This window comes from Xanthomonas sp. AM6 (assembly GCF_025665335.1).
GTDB lineage: Bacteria > Pseudomonadota > Gammaproteobacteria > Xanthomonadales > Xanthomonadaceae > Xanthomonas_A.
Genome location: NZ_CP106869.1, coordinates 1088972 through 1108373, shown reverse-complemented (window position 1 = coordinate 1108373; position 19402 = coordinate 1088972). Strand labels below are relative to the sequence as shown.

The 19402-nt window shown below is 69.6% G+C and carries 14 protein-coding genes; 6 read left to right on the top strand and 8 right to left on the bottom strand.

The genetic code is table 11. The features are described from left to right. Positions 1-216 precede the first annotated feature (216 nt). From OCJ37_RS04580 to OCJ37_RS04570, 3 genes are all read left to right on the top strand, one after another. On the top strand, positions 217-2652 hold the full coding sequence (locus tag OCJ37_RS04580) for a penicillin-binding protein 1A (RefSeq protein WP_263112511.1): 2436 nt from the start codon (positions 217-219) through the stop codon (positions 2650-2652). 199 nt (positions 2653-2851) lie between these two features. Next, entirely contained in the window at positions 2852-3499 is a 648-nt protein-coding gene (locus tag OCJ37_RS04575) for a hypothetical protein (RefSeq protein WP_263112510.1), read from the top strand. A 50-nt stretch (positions 3500-3549) separates the two neighbouring features. Beyond that, a complete protein-coding gene (locus OCJ37_RS04570) occupies positions 3550-4368 on the top strand; it encodes a DMP19 family protein (RefSeq protein WP_263112509.1) in 819 nt (272 codons plus the stop codon). A gap of 181 nt (positions 4369-4549) precedes the next feature. Here the strand turns inward: OCJ37_RS04570 and OCJ37_RS04565 are convergent, their stop codons facing one another. The 8 genes from OCJ37_RS04565 to gmk form a co-directional block, all read right to left on the bottom strand. Further along, positions 4550-5839: a citrate synthase gene (locus tag OCJ37_RS04565; protein ID WP_184411971.1), complete on the bottom strand. Its 1290-nt coding sequence runs from the start codon at positions 5837-5839 to the stop codon at positions 4550-4552. 293 nt (positions 5840-6132) lie between these two features. Beyond that, complete coding sequence (locus OCJ37_RS04560; protein ID WP_010341537.1) at positions 6133-6375, bottom strand: type B 50S ribosomal protein L31; 243 nt, start codon at positions 6373-6375, stop codon at positions 6133-6135. Positions 6376-6584: 209 nt separating this feature from the next. Then, on the bottom strand, positions 6585-7523 hold the full coding sequence (locus OCJ37_RS04555) for a nucleoside hydrolase (RefSeq protein ID WP_263112508.1): 939 nt from the start codon (positions 7521-7523) through the stop codon (positions 6585-6587). Between the two features lie 144 nt (positions 7524-7667). Continuing rightward, positions 7668-9824, bottom strand: coding sequence for an ATP-dependent DNA helicase RecG (recG, locus tag OCJ37_RS04550; protein ID WP_263112507.1), 2157 nt, complete (start codon positions 9822-9824; stop codon positions 7668-7670). 9 nt (positions 9825-9833) lie between these two features. Next, entirely contained in the window at positions 9834-10217 is a 384-nt protein-coding gene (locus tag OCJ37_RS04545; protein WP_206236211.1) for a RidA family protein, read from the bottom strand. Between the two features lie 467 nt (positions 10218-10684). Next, the gene (locus tag OCJ37_RS04540) at positions 10685-12856 is read right to left on the bottom strand and encodes a RelA/SpoT family protein (RefSeq protein WP_263112506.1); all 2172 of its coding nucleotides are present in this window, start codon (positions 12854-12856) and stop codon (positions 10685-10687) included. A 102-nt stretch (positions 12857-12958) separates the two neighbouring features. Then, entirely contained in the window at positions 12959-13258 is a 300-nt protein-coding gene (gene rpoZ, locus OCJ37_RS04535) for a DNA-directed RNA polymerase subunit omega (protein WP_010343101.1), read from the bottom strand. A 112-nt stretch (positions 13259-13370) separates the two neighbouring features. Next, positions 13371-14000 (bottom strand): guanylate kinase, encoded by a 630-nt coding sequence (gene gmk, locus OCJ37_RS04530; RefSeq protein WP_263112505.1) that lies wholly within the window; start codon positions 13998-14000, stop codon positions 13371-13373. Between the two features lie 388 nt (positions 14001-14388). Between gmk and OCJ37_RS04525 the strand changes: the two genes are divergently transcribed. The 3 genes from OCJ37_RS04525 (at position 14389) to OCJ37_RS04515 (ending at position 19353) form a co-directional block, all read left to right on the top strand. After that, complete coding sequence (locus OCJ37_RS04525) at positions 14389-14934, top strand: RNA polymerase sigma factor (RefSeq protein WP_263112504.1); 546 nt, start codon at positions 14389-14391, stop codon at positions 14932-14934. A gap of 104 nt (positions 14935-15038) precedes the next feature. Next, complete coding sequence (locus tag OCJ37_RS04520) at positions 15039-16076, top strand: FecR family protein (protein ID WP_263112503.1); 1038 nt, start codon at positions 15039-15041, stop codon at positions 16074-16076. Between the two features lie 139 nt (positions 16077-16215). Beyond that, positions 16216-19353, top strand: coding sequence for a TonB-dependent receptor (locus OCJ37_RS04515; RefSeq protein WP_263112502.1), 3138 nt, complete (start codon positions 16216-16218; stop codon positions 19351-19353). The last annotated feature ends 49 nt before the right edge of the window (positions 19354-19402 follow it).

Below are 19402 nucleotides of genomic sequence, written 5' to 3'. Positions count from 1 at the left end.
ATTTTCCCCTGCCGACGGGCACTTGGACGCCAATCTTGCGTCCGCGCATTAATAACAAATTTTTTGCAATTGGCAACCACCCAGCCGCATGTCGTGATCTCGGTCACGGCATGTCCTGTGGCGGCAAACCCTTCGCATCCCCGGAACCGGCCCCAGCCGTTCCCCGGCGTACTCTATACTCTGCGCCCAAGAAATCTGCAATCGGAATCTCTGTCGATGCCCCGTTTTCGTCGTTGGCTGCGCTGGGCGCTGGTCACGTTTGTCGTCCTCGTCCTGGTCGGAGCCGCCGCCGCCGGCGGGCTGTATTACGTCGTGTCCTCCAAGCTTCCCGACGTGCAGACGCTGCGCCAGGTGGAGCTGCAGGAGCCCATGTACGTCTATGCCAGCGACGGCAAGCTGATGGCGCTGTTCGGCGAGACCCGGCGCTATCCGATCACCATGAAGGACGTGCCGGAGCGGCTGAAGCAGGCGTTCCTGGCCACCGAGGATGCGCGCTTCTACCAGCATGGCGGGGTCGACTACAAAGGCATCGCCCGCGCGGTGTGGCTGCTGGCCACCACCAGCGACAAGCGCGTGCCGGGCGGCTCGACCATCACCCAGCAGGTCGCCCGCCAGTTCTTCCTGAGCTCGGAATACAGCTATACCCGCAAGCTGGCCGAGATCCTGCTGGCGCGCAAGATCGAGGCCGAGCTGAGCAAGGACGAGATCTTCGAGCTGTACCTCAACAAGAGCTTCTTCGGCAACCGCGCCTACGGCGTCGCGGCCGCGGCCGAGTACTACTACGGCAAGAAGCTCAACGAACTGAGCCTGGACGAGATGGCCTCGCTGTCCGGCATCCCCAAGTTCCCGTCCAGCGGCAACCCGATCAGCAATCCCGAGCGCGCCAAGCAGCGCCGCGACAACTACGTGCTCAGCCGCATGGCCGCGCTGGGCTTCATCACCCAGGCCGAGGCCGACGCGGCCAAGGCGGTGCCGATGCACGCGACCCCGCACGAGCGCCCGGTCGAGGTGGAGTCGCCGTACGTGGCCGAGCTGGTGCGCCAGGAAATGATCGCGCGCTTCGGCGGCGACGTGGTCGACAAGGGCTACCACGTCACCACCACCATCGACACCGAACTGCAGGCCGCGGCCAACCACGCGGTGCGCCAGGGCCTGGTGATCTACGACCGGCGCCACGGCTGGCACGGCGTGGAGCAGCATTTCGACGTGCCCGCCGACGCCGACGCGGCCGCGCTGGCCACCCACCTGGCCGGCATCAATGCGCAGGGCGGCATGCTGCCGAGCATCGTCGCCGCCACCGGCAGCGACGGCAGCGCCACCGTGGTGCTGGCCAACAAGACCGAACTGGTGCTGCCGGCCGCCTCCAGCCGCTGGACCGGGCGCAGCCCGGCGACCCTGCTCAAGCGCGGCGACCTGGTGCGGATCCAGGCCGGCGACAAGCCGGGCGAATGGGAGATCACCCAGCTGCCGCGCGGGCAGTCGGCGCTGGTCTCGCTGGACGCCAACAACGGCGCGCTGCGCGCCTTGGTCGGCGGCTTCAGCTATGCCGGCAACAAGTTCAACCGCGCCACCCAGGCGCGGCGCCAGCCGGGCTCCAGCTTCAAGCCGTTCCTGTACGCGGCCGCGTTCGAGAAGGGCTTCAACCCGGCCTCGATCGTGCTCGACGCGCCGGTGGTGTTCCGCGACCGCCGCGGCAAGACCTGGTCGCCGCAGAACGACGGCGGCGGCTTCCGCGGCCCGATGCGCCTGCGCGAGGCGCTGGTGCAGTCGCGCAATCTGGTCTCGGTGCGCCTGCTCGACAGCATCGGCGTGGACTTCGCGCGCAAGTACATCAGCCAGTTCGGCTTCCAGGAGGCCGAACTGCCGCCCAACCTGTCGATGTCGCTGGGCACCGCCTCGCTGACCCCGCTGTCGGTGGCGCGCGGCTACGCGGTGTTCGCCAACGGCGGCTCGCGGGTGGACACCTGGATCATCGACAAGGTCACCGACCGCGACGGCAACGTGCTGTTCCAGGAGCACCCGCCGACCGCCTGCCGCAGCTGCGGCAGCGTCGGCGGCAGCGCCACCCCGGCCAGCCAGGTGGTCGACGGCTTCAACTTCGGCGCGGCCACCCCGCCGCCGGCGCCCAAGCCTGCGGCCACCGCCGCCGCGACCCCGGCTGCGGCCGAGACCGCGCCGGCGCCCGACCCCGAGGCCAAGGTGGCGCCGCGCGCGATCGACGAGCGCACCGCCTACCAGCTGGTCTCGATGATGCGCGACGTGGTCCAGCGCGGCACCGGCACCGCGGCCAAGGTGCTGGGCCGCGAGGACGTCGGCGGCAAGACCGGCTCCACCAACGACCACCGCGACGCCTGGTTCTCCGGCTTCGGCGGCCCCTACGTGACCACCGTGTGGGTCGGCCGCGACGACTTCCGCTCGCTCGGCTACCGCGAGTACGGCGGCAAGGCCGCGCTGCCGATCTGGATCGAGTACATGCGCGTGGCGCTGAAGGACAAGCCGATCGCCAGCAACGACCCGCCGGCCGGCATGGTCCAGGCCTCGCTCAACGGCGCCACCGAGTGGGTCAAGGTCGAGGACATGGATCGCATCCAGGAGTTCGACTACGGCCTGCAGGACCAGAAGACCGACGACGCGGCGTTCGATATTTTCTGATCGGTTCGGAACCGGGGACTCGGGACTCGTCGAGTCCCGGCACCGGTGGCGCTGGCTGCGATGCCGCCAGCCCTCCGATGCGGCATCGCATTTGGCCGGCGCGGCTCCAGGGATGTTCGCTGCCGGCGCCTTGGTGCACTGCATGCCGATGTCACGGCGCTGTTGTACAGTCGGGGCAGGCTTTGAGGGAGGCGGCCCCATGCACCACGCTCGGCAACATGCCCAGACCCGCACGCACGAACGCCGCCGGCGGCTGGCCCACGAAGCCGCCCGGCTGATGGCCGAGGGCGGCATCCGCGACTTCCACCAGGCCAAGCTGAAGGCCGCCGAGCGGCTCGGCATCCACGACGACGCCTCGCTGCCGCGCAACCGCGAGATCGAGGATGCGCTGCGCGAATACCAGCGTCTGTTCGCCGGGCCCGACCACGCCGGCGGCCTGCGCCTGCGGCGCGAGGCGGCCTTGCGCGCGATGGACTTCCTGCATGCGTTCGCACCGCGCCTGGTCGGCCCGGTGCACGACGGCACCGCCGATGCGAACAGCCCGGTGCAGCTGCACCTGCACAGCGACGACGCGGACGCGGTGGCGCGCTTCCTCGAGGAACACCGGATCCCGGCCGAATCGCGCACGCGCCGGCTGCGCCTGGACCGCGAACGCAGCGAGGAATTCCCGGCGTGGCTGTTCGCCGCCGAGGAACTGACCTTCGACCTCACCGTGCTGCCCTACGACGCGCTGCGCCAGGCGCCGCTGTCGCAGGTCGACGAAAAGCCGATGCGGCGCGCCTCGGCAAGCCAACTGCGGCAACTGCTGACCGAGCAGGACATCGCCGACTACCAGCAGCGGCGCTGACGCCTTGCCGCGCATCTTGCGCGCCTCCTCTTCCGCCAACGGACCACTGCATGCCCGCCATCCCGTCCACCGCCATCGTCATCTCGCGCAACAGCTTCGACAGCGACGATGCGTACGCGCCGATCCAGTCCAACATCAGCTTCATCAACGCCCAGCTCGACCAATGGCTGCGCCCGGACGAGATCGCCGCCGAGGCGATGTGCAGCTACTACGTTGATTTCTACGTGGCGCAGGTGGAAAACGGCGGCTTCGCCCAGTTCGTCTACAACTGCAATGCCGACCCGGTGGTGCTGGACCAGGTCGGGCGCGGGCTGGAGGCGATGCAGGCGCCGCGGCATGCGGCGCTGTACGCGGCCAGCCGCGCACTGCTGGAGCAGATGGACGACGACACGCTGCAGGCGTTCATGGATGGCGACTATTTCGGCGACAACCCGGCGCGCGACGCGCTCGACCGGCATGGCGACGCGTTCCATGCGCTGGCGGAGCAGGAAGACCTGATCGCCTTGAATTCGGCCTGGCTGCGCGCGCATCCGCAGCTGGTGGTGCTGTCGATCGCGGAGATGCAGGCCGAGGTCGAGCGCCGCGCCGCCGCCCTGCCCGATCGCCACGCGCGCATTGCCGCGGCGCTGGAGAACGAACCGCGCTACATGAAGCTGATCCGCCGCCTGTGCGCCGCCAGCGGGCACACGCTGGAGGGGGTCACCGCCGGCGATCCCAGCCACGCACACAACGGCGGCCAGGTGCTGGCCTGGCATTTCCTGACCGATCGCGGCCATTTCTACCTGCTCGACCTGGACGGCATCGCGCGCATGCACGACGCCGACAGCCACGCGCTGGTCGTGCAGACCGAGGCGCCGGCCGAGCTGTAGGCGCCGATCGCGCCTGGCACGGACGCTGCCGCCCTTGCGGCGGCGCTTCTGCGGCAACGACTTCTGTGGGAGCGGCTTCAGTCGCGACGAGCGAAGCCGGAACCACCGCCCCTGGTCCGCGCCGCAAAAAAAAACGCCCCGCACAGCGGGGCGTTCTTGCAACGGACCAGCGGCAGCGCGATCAGCGCTGGCCGTCGGCCTTGTAGTCGCGCTTGTCGTAGCCGGTGTAGATCTGGCGCGGACGGCCGATCTTCATTTCCGGATCGACCTGCTGCTCCAGCCAATGCGACACCCAGCCGGCGGTGCGCGCGATGGCGAACATCACGGTGAACATCTCCACCGGGATGTTCAGCGCCTTGTAGATGATGCCCGAGTAGAAGTCCACGTTCGGGTACAGCTTGCGCTGCACGAAGTAGTCGTCCTTCAGCGCGGCCTCTTCCAGCTTCAGCGCCACTTCCAGCAGCGGATCGTTGACGCCCAGTTCGCCCAGCACCTTGTGGGTCATCTCGCGGATGATCTTGGCGCGCGGGTCGAAGTTCTTGTAGACGCGGTGGCCGAAGCCCATCAGGCGGAAGCTCGAGTTCTTGTCCTTGGCCTTGGCCACGGCGCTCTCGACGTTGTCGGCGGTGCCGATCTCCTCCAGCATCTTCAGCACGGCTTCGTTGGCGCCGCCATGCGCCGGGCCCCACAGCGCGGTGATGCCGGCGGCGACCGAGGCGTACGGATTGGCGCCGGTGGAACCGACCAGGCGCACGGTCGAGGTCGAGGCGTTCTGCTCGTGGTCGGCGTGCAGGATGAACAGCAGGTCCAGCGCCTTGGCCACGACCGGATTCATCTCCAACTGCTCGCTCGGCACCTCGAACATCATGTGCAGGAAGCGCTCGACGTAGCCGAGGTTGTTGCGCGGGTAGCGGATCGGCCAGCCGATCGAATAGCGGTGCGCCGCGGCGGCGATGGTCGGCACCTTGGCGATCAGGCGGATCGCGGCCAGGCGCCGCTGTTCCGGATCGTTGAGGTCCAGCGTGTCGTGGTAGAACGCCGACAGCGAGGCCACGGTGCCGGCCATCATCGCCATCGGGTGCGCATCGTGGCGGAAGCCGCCGAGGAAGTTCTTCAGCGACTCGTGCATCATCGTGTGATGCGTCACTTCATGGTCGAACTTCTTGAATTCGTCGGCGGTGGGCAGCTCGCCGTTCATCAGCAGGTAGGCCACTTCCAGGAAGTTGGACTTCTCGGCCAGCTGCTCGATCGGGTAGCCGCGGTACAGCAGCACGCCGTTGTCGCCATCGATGTAGGTGATCGCCGACTTGCAGCTGGCGGTCGCGGTGAAGCCCGAGTCGTAGGTGAACAGACCGGTTTCTTTGGTCAACTTGGAAATGTCGACGCAATCGTTGCCCAAGGTGGGTTTGAGTACCGGCAGAACGACCGACTTGTCGCCGGCGTTGAGCGTGACCTGATCAAGATCGGACACAGTGTGCGCTCCTCAGTGGAAGGCGCCTGCCCGTGCTTTGCGAACAGACGCGTGAAGGAAGTCCACGGCAATTACCACGGATCGCGCCATTATCGCACAGCAACATTTGAGTAGTCGCTCGTACTGAAGTCGTAGAGCGAGGGTGCGGCGGCGACACAGCGTTGCATCCTCGCCGCCGCAGGGACGGGAGAATCTACGCCGGCGCTGCATGCCGGGAATCGACGAATCGGGGGGCGCCAAACGAAGACGGCCGCGCAGGGCGCGGCCGTCTTCTTACCACTTCGACCGCTCGATCAGCGCGCGTAGCGCTTCTGGAACTTGTCGATGCGGCCGCTGGTGTCGATGACCTTGTGCTTGCCCGTGTAGAACGGGTGCGAAGCCGAGGAGATTTCGACCTTGATCAACGGATACTCTTCGCCGTCCTCCCACTTGACCGTCTCTTTCGAGGACATGGTCGAACGGGTCAGGATCTTGAAATCGGAGGTGACATCGTGGAACACGACGTCGCGGTACTGGGGATGGATGTCGGCCTTCATGGGCTCGCACCGTAGGGGGCTGCTGGACAAGAGGGAAACTATACCAACTCCCCTGGCCCTCGCGCAACAACAACCTGCACCGAATCCGCACTGCCGCGGCCGCGGCGCGGAAAAGCGCCGCGGCCGGGGGCCACTTTCCCGGCAATCCCCTGCGTCCGCCCCCGGTCGACGCCCGGGCAGGCTGCCGGCCCGGGTCGACAGGCCCGGCTTCAGCCGGCGCCGACCGCCGCGCGCGCCAGCGCCTGGAAGCGGGCCTGGTCGTAGCGGATCAGCATCGCCGCGTTGTCGGCCAGGCCGAGCTGGCGGTTCCAGTCGACCAGGGTGGCGCCGCGGCTGTGCACCCCGGCCAGCTCGACCTGCAGCGGCCGCGCCTGCACCTCCAGCGCGCCGTCGGGCTGCAGCGCCCAGGCCATCGCCAGCGCATCGGCGGCATACCAGTGCTCGCCGCGCGAATCCTCCGACCACAGCCGGGTCTTGCGCGAGATCTGCTCGTAGAAGCGCGCCTTGTCGGCGTCCGCCGCCAGCCACTGCTCGACCTCGCGGTGCGGCAGGCCGTGCGCGACGGTGGCCTCCCAGTCGGCGACCTCGACGTGCGGAAATCCGGAAAACACGATATGCGCCGCCTCCGGATCGAAGGCGATGTTGAATTCGGCGGCCGGGGTGATGTTGCCGTGGCAGGTGATCGCCCCGCCCATCACCACGAAGCGGCGCACCCGCTGCGGCAGGGTCGGATCCAGCTTCAGCGCCAGCGCGATGTTGGTCAGCGGGCCGAGCGCGACCAGCAGCAGCGCGCCCGCGTACTGGTGCGACAGGCGCAGGATCGCCAGCGCCGCGTGCTCGCGCTCGGCAACGCGCGCCGCCGGCGCCAGGCCGATGTCGCCGAAGCCGTCCAGGCCGTGCACGTGGGCGGCGTCCACCGCCGGATGCAGCAGCGGATCGGCGCAGCCGGCGAACACCGGCACGTCCTCGCGTCCGGCCACTTCGCACAGCTTCAGCGCATTGCGCACGGTGTGCTGCAGGCCGACGTTGCCGGCGGCGATGGTCAGGCCGACCACGTCGTGGCGGTCGTCGGCGAAGGCCATCAGCAGGGCCAGGGCATCGTCCACACCGGGATCGGTGTCGATCAGCAGGGGAATCTTGTCGCTCATGCGCGATTCTTCATTCGTCCGTTCGGCCGCCGAGTCTGGCACCGCAACGTGGCGGTGGAAAGCCGGGATTGGGGATTGGGGATTCGGGATCGGTGAAAGCGACAGCCTTGCGAATCCCGAATCCCGAATCCCGGCCCCTACGCCCTACGCCCCCGCGAACCGCGCCGCGCCGCCCACCCAGCGCGCGACGATGCGGTCGGCCAGGGCCGGCGAGTCGGCCAGCAACCGCTCGGCCAGCCCGTGCACCCGCGGCAGCAGGCCGGCGTCGCGCGCCAGGTCGGCGACGCGGAACGCAGCCAGGCCGGTCTGGCGGGTGCCGAGCAGTTCGCCGGGGCCGCGCAGTTCCAGGTCCTTCTCGGCGATGACGAAACCGTCGTTGGTCTGGCGCATGGTCTGCAGCCGCTGCCGCGCCATCGCCGACAGCGGCGCCTGGTACATCAGGACGCAGCTGGAGGCGGCCGCGCCGCGCCCGACCCGGCCGCGCAACTGGTGCAACTGCGCCAGGCCCAGGCGCTCGGCGTTCTCGATGATCATCAGCGAGGCGTTGGGCACGTCGACGCCGACCTCGATCACCGTGGTGGCGACCAGCAGGTCGATCTCGCCCTGCTTGAACGCGCGCATCGCCGCCTGCTTCTCGGCGCCCTTCATGCGCCCATGCACCAGGCCCACCTTCAGCTCGGGCAGCTGCGCCGACAGCGCCTCGAAGGTGGCCTGCGCGGCGGTGGCGTCGATGCGGCCGCCCGCCCCGCCGCCCCGCCCCTGCGCCGGCTTGTCGCCCTCCTCGGCTTCGTCGATCAGGGTGCACACCCAGTACGCCTGGCGGCCTTCGGCGCAGGCCGCGCGGATGCGCTGCACCAGTTCCGGGCGCCGTTCGGCGCTGAGCACGATGGTCTGCACCGGGGTGCGCCCAGGCGGCAGTTCGTCGATCGCCGACACGTCCAGGTCGGCATAGGCGGCCATCGCCAGCGTGCGCGGGATCGGCGTGGCGGTCATCACCAGCTGGTGCGGCACGCCGGCGCCGGTGGCGCCCTTGTCGCGCAAGGCCAGGCGCTGGTGCACGCCGAAGCGGTGCTGCTCGTCGACGATGGCCAGGGCCAGGTCGTGGAAGGCCACCGCGGCCTGCATCAACGCGTGCGTGCCGACCACCACCTGCGCCTCGCCCGAGGCGATCTGCGCCAGCACCGCGGCGCGCGCCTTGCCGGTGACCTTGCCGGCCAGCCAGGCGACGCGGATGCCCAGCGGCTCCAGCCACGCGCGCAGGTTCGCCAGGTGCTGCTCGGCGAGCAGTTCGGTCGGCGCCGCCAGCGCCGCCTGCTTGCCCTTGTCCACCGCCAGCATCGCCGCCAGCGCCGCGACCACGGTCTTGCCGCTGCCGACGTCGCCCTGCACCAGGCGCAGCATCGGCGAGGGCTTCTCCAGGTCGGCGCGGATCTGCGCGAACACCCGCTGCTGCGCGCCGGTGAGCTGGAACGGCAGCGACTGCTGCAGGCGCCTGGCCAGCAGGCCGCGCCCGCGCAGCGACGGCGAACGCTGGCGCTGCAGGGCGATGCGCTGGCGGCGCAGGCTCAGGTGGTGCGCCAGCAGCTCTTCCAACGCCAGCCGCTGCTGCGCCGGATGCAGGCCGGCGGCGAGCGCGCCCAGGTCGGCCTGCGGCGGCGGCCGGTGCGCGACCAGCAGCGCGCTGCGCAGCGACGGCAGGCCCAGTTCGGCCAGCATCGCCGCCGGCAGCAGCTCCAGCGACGCCTCGGCCGGCAGCCGGTCCAGCGCCTGCCCGATCAGCTTGCGCAGCGTCGCCGGGCCGATGCCCTCGACCGCCGGATACACCGGGTCCAGACTGTCGTCCAGGCCGGCGGCTTCGTCGCCGCCGAGGATCTGGTAGCTCGGATGCACGATCTCCAGCCCGTGCTGGCCGGGCTTGGGCGTGCCGAACGCGCGCAGCCGCGCGCCCACCGCGAACTGCGCCACCTGCGCGGCGCGGAACTGGAAGAAGCGCAGCACCAGCGTGCCGCGCGAGTCGTCGGCCACCGCCACGCGCAGCATCGGCCGGTAGCGGAAACCGCGGTCCACCGCCTCCACCCGCACTTCCACCTGCGCCGGGATGCCCGGCTGCAGCGCCGCCACCGGGGTCAGCCGGGTGCGGTCCTCATAGCGCAGCGGCAGGTGCAGCCACAGGTCCTGCAGGGTCAGCAGGCCGCGCGCGGCGAACTTCTCGGCGAGCTTGGGGCCGACGCCCGGCAGCGCCGACAACGGCGCCTCGCCTGCCGCCGACAGCGCCGGCGCCGGAACCTGCACGCGCGGCACGGGCGACGGTCAGTCGAGCACCATCACCGCATCGACCTCGAAACCGGCGCCCTTCGGCAGGCCGGACACTTCGATGGTGGAACGCGCGGGGAACGGCGCCTGGAAATAGTCCTGCATCACCGCGTTGACCTGGGCGAACTGGGACAGGTCGGTCAGGTACAGGCCCAGCCGCACGATCCGGTCGAGCGAACCGCCGGCCGCCTCGGCCACCGCCTTGAGGTTGTCGAAGGCGCGGCGCGCCTGCGCGCCGATGTCGCCGGGCACGATCTCGCCGGTGGCCGGGTCCAGCGGGATCTGGCCGGAGAAGTACACCGTGTTGCCGGCGCGCACCGCCTGCGAATACGGCCCGATCGCGGCCGGCGCCTGCTCGGTGTGGATGATCTGGCGGGACATGGCGGCTCCAACGGAAATAGGGAATGGGTATTTTACTCGGGACTCGGGACTCGGGACTCGGGACTCGGGACTCGGGACTTGGGACTCGGGACTCGGGACTCGGGACTCGGGACTCGGGACTCGGGACTCGGGACTCGGGACTCGGGACTCGGGACTCGGGACTCGGGACTCGGGACTCGGGACTCGGGACTCGGGACTCGGGACTCGGGACTCGGGACTCGGGACTCGGGACTCGGGACTCGGGACTCGGGACTCGGGACTCGGGACGGCAGGATGCTGCCGTGGGGCAAATCGCTGTCAAGCGGCCTGATGCAAAAAGGCCCTTTTTTCAGGCTCCGGCGCAAACGCCTTTGCAGGAGGGGCTTGAGCCCCAACGCTATCGGTAAGGCGTCGGGGCTGAAGCCCCTCGCACAAGCGCAGCTACCGCGCCCTTGCCAATCCCCAATCCCGAATCCCCAATCCCGGCCTCACTGCCGCCGCACACTCTGCACCGCCGTCAGCCGCCGCAGCCGGCGCATCACCTCGGCCAGGTGGTTGCGGTCGCGCACCTGGATGTTGAAGCGCAGCACCGCGGCGTTGAAGTCGCGGTCCAGGTAGTCCACGCGCTCGATGTTGGACTGGCTCTGCGCGATCGCCGCGGCCAGTTGCGCCAGCACGCCGGTGCGGTTCTCCACGTCCACCACCAGCGCGGTGTCGTAGTCGCCGATGACGCTGGTGTCCCAGCCGATCGGCACCCAGCGCTCGGGCGACTTGCGCAGCTCGGCCAGGTTCGGGCAGTCCAGCCGGTGCACGACGATGCCCTTGCCGGCGGTGTGGTAGCCCATGATGTCGTCGCCGGGGATCGGCTGGCAGCAGTTGGCGAAGCTGACCACGCCGCGCTCGGTGCCGTTGATCAGGATCTTTTCCTGCGAATGCTTGGAATGGCCGCCGCCGCGCAGTTCCGCATAGGCCATCAGCGCCTGCGCGGCCTGGTTCGGCATCCAGTTGCCCAGCGCGATGTCGGCCAGCAGCGCCTCCAGGCGCGGATAGCGGTGCTCGCTGAGGAACGAATCCAGGCGTCCCTTCGGCAGCCGCTCCAGCGCACTGTCCATCGCCTCCAACGCGCGGTCGAGCATGCGGTGGCCGAGCTGCACCGCGTCCTCGTGCTCGAGCTGCTTGAGCTGGTGGCGGATCGCGGTGCGCGCCTTGCTGCTGACCACGAACTCCAGCCACTGCGGCTTGGGCGTGGCCGAGCGCGCGGTGATCACTTCCACGGTCTGCCCGCTGACCAGCTTGGTGCGCAGCGGCACCAGCTTCTTGTCCACCCGCGAGGCCACTGCGCGGTTGCCGACGTCGGTATGCACCGCATAGGCGAAGTCCAGCGCGGTGGAGTTGCGCGGCAGCGCCAGGATCTTGCCCTTCGGGGTGAACAGGTAGACCTCGTCGGGGAACAGGTCGACCTTGACGTTGTCCAGGAATTCCAGCGACGAGCCGGCGGCGCGCTGCGACTCGATCAGTTCGACGATCCACGCATGCGCGCGGCTCTGCGCGCTGTTGGGCGAGTCGCCGCCGAACTTGTAGGTCCAGTGCGCGGCCACGCCGCGCTCGGCGATCAGGTCCATTTCCTCGGTGCGGATCTGCACCTCGATCGGCGAGCCGTAGGGCCCGAACAGCACCGTGTGCAGCGACTGGTAGCCGTTGGCCTTGGGGATGGCGATGAAGTCGCGGAAGCGCGCGTCCAGCGGCTTGAACGTGGCGTGCACCGCGCCGAGGGCGTGGTAGCAGTCCGGCACCCCGCGCACCACCAGGCGGAAGCCGAACACGTCCATCACCTGGTCGAAGGATTTGTTCTCGTCGCGCATCTTGTTGTAGATGCTCCACGGGGTCTTGATCCGGCTGACCAGGCGGTGCTCCAGCCCTTCCTTGGCCAGCCGCTGCGACAGCTGCACCTCCACCTGCGCCATCGACTCGCGGCGCACCACCGGCTGGCTGCGGATGTGCTTTTCGATGATCGCGTGGCGCCACGGGTGCAGCGCGCGGAAGCCGAGGTTCTGCAGCTCGGACTTCATCAGGCTCATGCCCAGGCGCTGGGCGATCGGCGCGTAGATCTCCAGCGTCTCGCGGGCGATGCGGCTGCGCGCCTCCGCGCTCTGCGCGCCGAGCGTGCGCATGTTGTGCAGGCGGTCGGCGAGCTTGATCATGATCACGCGCAGGTCGCGCGACATCGCCAGCAGCATCTTGCGGAAGCTCTCGGCCGCCGCTTCCTGGCGGTCGCGGAACTTGAGCTTGTCCAGCTTGGTGACGCCGTCCACCAGTTCGGCGACCGCTTCGCCGAATTCGGCGGCCAGCTCGGCGCGGGTCAGTGGCGTGTCTTCGATGGTGTCGTGCAGGATCGCGGCGATCAGCGCCTCCACGTCCAGGCCCAGTTCGGCCAGCACGCCGGCCACCGCCACCGGATGGGTGATGTACGGCTCGCCCGACTTGCGGGTCTGCCCGGCGTGCGCGGCCGCGCCCACTTCCCACGCGCGCCGCAGCAGCGGGATCTGCTCGGCCGGCAGATAGCTGGCGCTGCGCTCGAGTTGCAGGACGTAGTCGGGGATCGCCTCGCTGGCCGGCGACAGCGCGGCGGTGGCGACCTGGGCGGAAGGGCCTGGGTTCATGCGCGAAGACTATGCCAGCGGCGCGAGGACGGCAAACCCGCCAAAGCGAAACAGCCCGCGGATGCGGGCTGTTCGGCGAACCATGGCCTTACGTGGACGAGATCAGTCGTCGTTCTTGGACATGTCCTCGTCGGCGACGACCTCGGCCGCAGCCCACTCCAGCGCTTCGCGCTCGGCGCGCTCGCGTTCGGCCTTCTCGACTTCGTCGATCAGCGCATTGTCGATCTTGCGCGCGGCGATCTCGCGCAGCGCCAGCACCGTCGGCTTGTCGGCCGATTCGGTGTTGTCGAGCGTGGCCTGCACGCCGTTGGCCAGCTGGCGGGCGCGCTTGGACGCCATCATGACCAGCTCGAAACGGTTGTTAACGACTTCCAGGCAATCTTCTACGGTGATGCGGGCCATGCGGGCTCCCGGCGGGCCGGCGACGGCCGCGCGCTCGAATGAGGGAAAGGGCGGCGATTGTAGGCCGCGCGCCGGCCGAAATCAACCCGCCAGCATCCGGTTTCCTTTGGAATCAGCCAGTTGGCTGATCCGGCTCGAGCAGCGCCGCGATCAGCGCGGCGTGGCGCTGCTGCTGCGGCAGCCGGCGCAGGCGGCTGGCGACGAAGATCGCGCACATCTCGTCCACCGCGGTGTCGAAGTCCTCGTTGACGATCACGTAGTCGAAGTCGGCGTAATGCGACATCTCCTCGCGCGCGGCGGCCAGCCGCTGCGCGATCACCGCCTCGCTGTCCTGGCCGCGCTTGCGCATGCGCTGCTCCAGCGCCGCCCGCGACGGCGGCAGGATGAACACGCTGACCGCATCGGGCACCTTGGCCCGCACCTGGCGCGCACCCTGCCAGTCGATCTCCAGCAGCACGTCGCGGCCGGCGGCCAGCTGCGGCTCCACCGATTGCCGCGCGGTGCCCTTCCAGTCGCCGTGGACGCGGGCGTACTCGAAGAAGTCGCCGGCATCGATCATGCCCTGGAACGCGTCGGCGGACACGAAGTGGTAGTGCTCGGCGTGGCGCTCGCCCGGCCGCGGCGCGCGCGAGGTGAACGAGATCGACAGGGCGATCTGCGGATCGCGCGCCAGGGTGGCGTTGACGATGCTGCTCTTGCCGGCGCCGGAGGGCGCCGCAACGATGTAGAGAGTGCCGCGCATCGCTCAGGTCTCGCCGTCGATTGAAGTCGGGCGGCGCACGATACCAGCCCCAGCCGCGACCGCAAGCGACAGGGTGTCCCGATGCCTGCCGCGCAGCGGCGCGCGCGCTTGCCGCCGGCCCCGGCCGCCGGGCTTAACGCCATGATCAGCAAACGCTTTTCCTGAACGATCGACGCGCCTACCGCATCGCCAGCACGTCCGTCGGCCGCTGGCGACGGCGCGGATCGGCGAGCGCTGCGCCGGATCCGATGCGGCGCCCGGCAACGGAAAGCGCACGACGTCCGCCCGCAGGCCGCGCAGGACGGATCGCGCCGAGCGCCCGGCTTAATTGAGAATAACTCTCATCCGCACTACACTGCTGTCCTCCCCGTGGTCCTGGACGGATGCCATGTCCACTCCTCCCACCCCCGCCACGCCCGTCTCGCTGGCGGACGAACTGGAAAGCAGCTACGCGGAACTGCACCGCTATGCGACGCGCAAGTACGCCGGCGCGGCGGGCGACATCGTGCACGATGCCTGGATCCGCCTGGCATCGCGCGCCGGCGCCGGCGGCGAGCCCGGCCAGCACAGCGTCCGCGACCCGCTGACCTATCTGCGCCGGGTGGTCGACAATGTCGCGGTGGACCGGCATCGGCTGGCCGCGTCGCGCAACCGCTTCGCCGCCGCCGCGGACCCGCAGGACGAGGTTCCCAGCCCCTGGCCCTCGCCCTACGAGACGACCCTGGGCCAGCAGGAATACGCGGTGCTGCTGCAGGCGATCCGCGACCTGCCCGCGCAGGCGCGGCGCGTCTTCGTCCTGTTCCGCGGCCGCAACCTGAGCATGGCGCAGATCGCCGCGCAGCTGGGCATCTCGCCGCGCACCGTGGAAAAGCACATCGCCGTCGCGCTCGCCCACTGCCGGCGGCGGCTGCAGGAGGCCGGCCGGGACATCTAGCGCGGCTACGGGATCGGCAGCGCTGGACCCGTCATGCTCCTCAGTGGCCCGCGGCTTCCCTTCGCCGCGGACGACAACCCCATTCCTTAGCGGATAGGCAGACGATGCCCGACAACTCCCCCGTCGACGACGACCTGTTCGACCAAGCCGTCCGCTGGATCCTGCGCCTGGACGAAGCGCCCCGCGATGCGGACACCTTGCGGCGGTACCGGGACTGGCTGGCCGCCGCCCCGGACGCGCGCGCGCAGGCGGTAGCGGCGGCGCGTGCGCTGCTGGGCATGCTGCAGCGTCCCGCCGCCGAGGTCGGCGACGAACTCGGCATCGCTCCGCGGCAGCCGGCGCCATCGCCGCCTGCGGCGGTCGCGGCGGTCGCGCCGGCGGTTACGCAGCGGCGCCCGCGCCGACCGCCACGGCGCTGGCAGGCGGTGGCCGCCGCGCTCGTCCTGGCGATCGGCGCCGGCACCTGGCTGGGCGCCGGCGGCCTGGACCGTTTGCGCAGCGATGCCTACACCGAGGTCGGCGCGATGCGGCGGCTGCAGCTGGAGGACGGCAGCGTGGTCACCCTCAACACCGACAGCGCCATCGCGGTGCGCATGCGCGAAGGCACGCGCGCGGTGCGGCTGCTGCGCGGCGAAGCCTTCTTCCAGGTCGCGCACGATCCACGCCGCCCGTTCGTCGTGGACAGCGTCGGCGGCAGCGCGCGCGTGCTCGGCACCGCGTTCAATGTCCATCTCGACGACGGCGCTGCCCGGGTGAGCGTGGTGGAAGGCCGCGTCGCCGTCCGCGCGCCGGCCGGCGCAACCGGCACGGTGCTCGGCGCCGGGCAGAGCGCGTGGCTGGCCGGAAGCACCGTGCGCCGCGAAACCGGGGTCGATCCGTTCGCGGTGGCCGCATGGCGGCGGCAACAGCTGGTCTTCTACAACACGCCGTTGTCGCAGGTGGTCCGCGAGCTCTCGCGCTACCGCCACGGCGTGATCCGGTTGCGCGGCGACGTAGGCGCCCTTCCGGTCTCCGGCGCGTTCAACATCGCCGACCCGGACGCCGGCCTGCAGGTGCTGCTGGACAGCCTGCAGCTGGACGCGGTGCACCTGGGATGGGCGACCTTCGTGTACCGGCCGGCGCCGGTGCCGCAGAAAAAATGAACAAAACGTAAACAAAAGCGGCGCAGCGGCACATCGTCCGCGACTGGACTGGGTAGTCGGCCAGGCCGAACCCGTGTCAACAGGAAGAACGTAATGATTTTCGTTCGCATCGCATACCTTCTTCCCGATACCCGAATCCATGTCCATCGCCACCGCCCTGCGCCAGGGCCGCTCACGCGCCCGCCGCACCCTGCTCTCCAGCGCCCTCGCGGCGACCCTGTTCGGCATCGCCGGCCTTGCGCATGCGCAGTCGCCGATCCCCGCGGTCGGCGCGCAGCCAGCGCGCTACGCCATCGACCTGGACGCCCAGCCGCTGCCCGACGCGCTGGTGAAACTGTCCGCACAGACCGGATTGCAGGTGCTGTACAGCCGGCAGGAACCCTACGGCCTGGTCGCTCCCGCGGTGAAGGGCGACTACAGCGCCGAGCAGGCCCTGCAGCAGCTGCTGCAGGGCAGCGGCCTGGTGCCGCGGCGGACCGGCGCCAATGCGGTCACCCTGGAGACCGCCGCGCATCGCTCTGCCCAGGCCGGACGCGAGCCGGCGATCGTCACCGACACCTTGCGCGTGGCCGGTGCCGCGCGCGGCACCGCCACCGGCAGCGCGCGCGATGCGCAGGGTCACGACGACGTCTACGACCTGGACCTGTCCAGTTCCTACATCGGCCGCACCGAGGTCGAACGCTACAAGGGCGCGACGCCATCGGACCTGCTCAACGGCGTGGCCGGCGTGTTCAGCGGCGACGCCCGCAACAGCGGCGCGCTGGACCTCAACGTCCGCGGCATCCAGGGCCCCGGCCGCGTGCCGGTGACGATCGACGGCACCGAGCAGGCGCTGACGGTCTGGCGCGGCTACAACGGCGCCAGCAACCGCAACTACATCGACCCGTTCCTGATCGGCGGCATCCGGATCCTCAAGGGCCCTTCGCTGACCCGCGACGTCGCCACCGGCATCGGCGGCGCGATGGTCGTCGACACCCTGGACGTGGACGACGTCGTCGAGCCCGGCCGGCGCTTCGGCGGCGAATTCAGGCTCGAAGGCAGCAGCAACGCGACCTCGCCGCGGCTGCCGACCCTGCACACCGGCGAGGACTACCGCACGGTCGAGGGCTTCCCGCAGGCCACGCCGAACATCCCCTACACCGATCGCACCCTGCTGGTGACGCCGCGCAGCGGAGGCGGAGGCTACAACGTCCTCGACGGCGACGACTACGCCTACCGGCTCGCGCTGGGCTGGCGGCCGGCCGAAAGCCTCGACCTGCTGGCCGCCTATGCCTATCGCGAACGCGGCAACTACTACGCCGGCAAGCGCGGCGCCGGCTACTACAGCAAGTCGAGAAGCTCTTCCGCCGACGACTACATCCTGTCGATGGCCAACTACTGGCTGCCCGGCAACGAGGTGACCAACACGTCGAGCCAGATGGAATCCTGGCTGTTCAAGGCCAGCTGGCGCCCCACCGACGAACAGGCGCTGCAGCTGGGCTACCGCGACAGCCTGTCGCACTACGGCGAGGTGATGCCATCGCGCATCATCGAGTCGGAGGACCGCGCCGCCATCCAGTGGCCGTCGAGCCGGGTCGATGCGAAGGCGTGGAACCTGGAGTACCAGTGGCAACCGGCGGACAGCCGCTGGATCGATCTGCACGCCAACCTGTGGCGTACCCAGACGGTCAGCGACACCTACACCGCCGGCGGCTTTCCGAACTACGCGCAGGGCATCGACGCCCCGCTGCTGAAGAACACCGCGCTCGCCAATGCGCGCAACGCGCGCAACGGCATCACCCTGAGCAACAGGATCCGCCTCGCCGATCGCCTCGACCTGACCCTGGGCGGCAACATCCAGCACGAGACGCTGCGCTCGGACGATGCCTATTTCGGCGTCAGCGACGGCTGGCGCATGTACCCGCGCGCCGGCCGGCGCGAGGAATGGCAGGCCCATTTCAACTTCGAATGGCGGCCGTTCGACTTCCTGACCCTCACTGCCGGTGCGCGCTACGCCTCGTACTGGGCCTTCGACGACTTCCTGGACGCGCACGCCGGCCAGATCAGGCAGTCCGTGGTGACCGGCTACGAGATCAGCTACCGCACGACCGAAACCTATACCCAGCAGCAGCGCGAGGCGCTGATCGCCGACCAGCTCGCCGGCAACCTGGAACTGCTGGAACTGGAGATCATCACCCGGCAGGAGTACGACGAGATCGCCGCCGCCCTGCTGCAGAACGTGCCTAGCAGCTACCAGGTGCAGCACCGGGTGCCGTGGCGACCGGATGCCAACGGCGACTACACCAAGGCCGGCAACGCCTGCCTCAACGGCTCGCTGGACGGCCTGCCCGGAACGGCGGGCCAGACCTGCCTGGCCAGCGCCGTGACCGAGACCCTCGACGCCACGGCGCGCAAGCGCAAGGACCATGGCTGGGTGCCGTTCCTCTCGGCCACGGTGAATTTCGGCGACTACAGCCGCGTCTATTTCCGCTACGGCGAGACCCTGCGCTATCCCAGCATGTTCGAGAGCACGGTGGCGTTCTCCGCCTCGCTCAACCCCTGGGGCGTGCGGCCCGAGCATGCCTACAACTGGGAGCTGGCCTACGTCCACGACCTGAGCCCGCTGCTCGGCGCCGACGCGAGCGCCGACGTCAAGCTGGCCTACTACGTCAACAAGACGCGCGACGTGATCGAACGCGATCCCGGCTTCAAGTTCGACAACATCGAAAAGCAGACCATCCGCGGCCTCGAGTTGCAGGGCCGCTACGACGACGGACGGCTGTTCACCGACCTGGGCGTCAACTACAGCCTGGAGAACGAGGTCTGCGACGAGACCACCGCGGCGCTGCTGTCCAGCACCAACGGCTACGTCATCGGCAGCGGCCAGATCGTGCCGACCTGCGTCGACTACGGATTCGTCGGCGGCTACCTGTTGACCCAGAGCACGCCGGAGCTGTCGGCGACGTGGTCGCTGGGAACGCGCCTGCTGCAGCGGCGCCTGGAGCTGGGCAGCCGGGTCACGTACTACCGGCAGTACCGGAACCCGGACCTGGAATGGTTCCGCGAAAACTCGATCCAGAACCAGGACGGGCGGCTGGTCTACACCTTCAACGTTCCCTTCTCCTGGGGCAGGACGCTGCTGCTGGATGCCTACGCCCGCTACCGGCTGCGCGAGAACCTGGACGTGGAGCTGACCGCCACCAACCTCACCGACCGCTACTACGTCGACCCCGCCACGCGCTCGACCGTGGCGGCGCCGGGACGGACGCTGAAACTCAGTTTGACCGGGAGGTTCTGAGCCCGGACGCATCAAGGAGTGTGGCCTGTTCCGGACACGGACGTCCTCG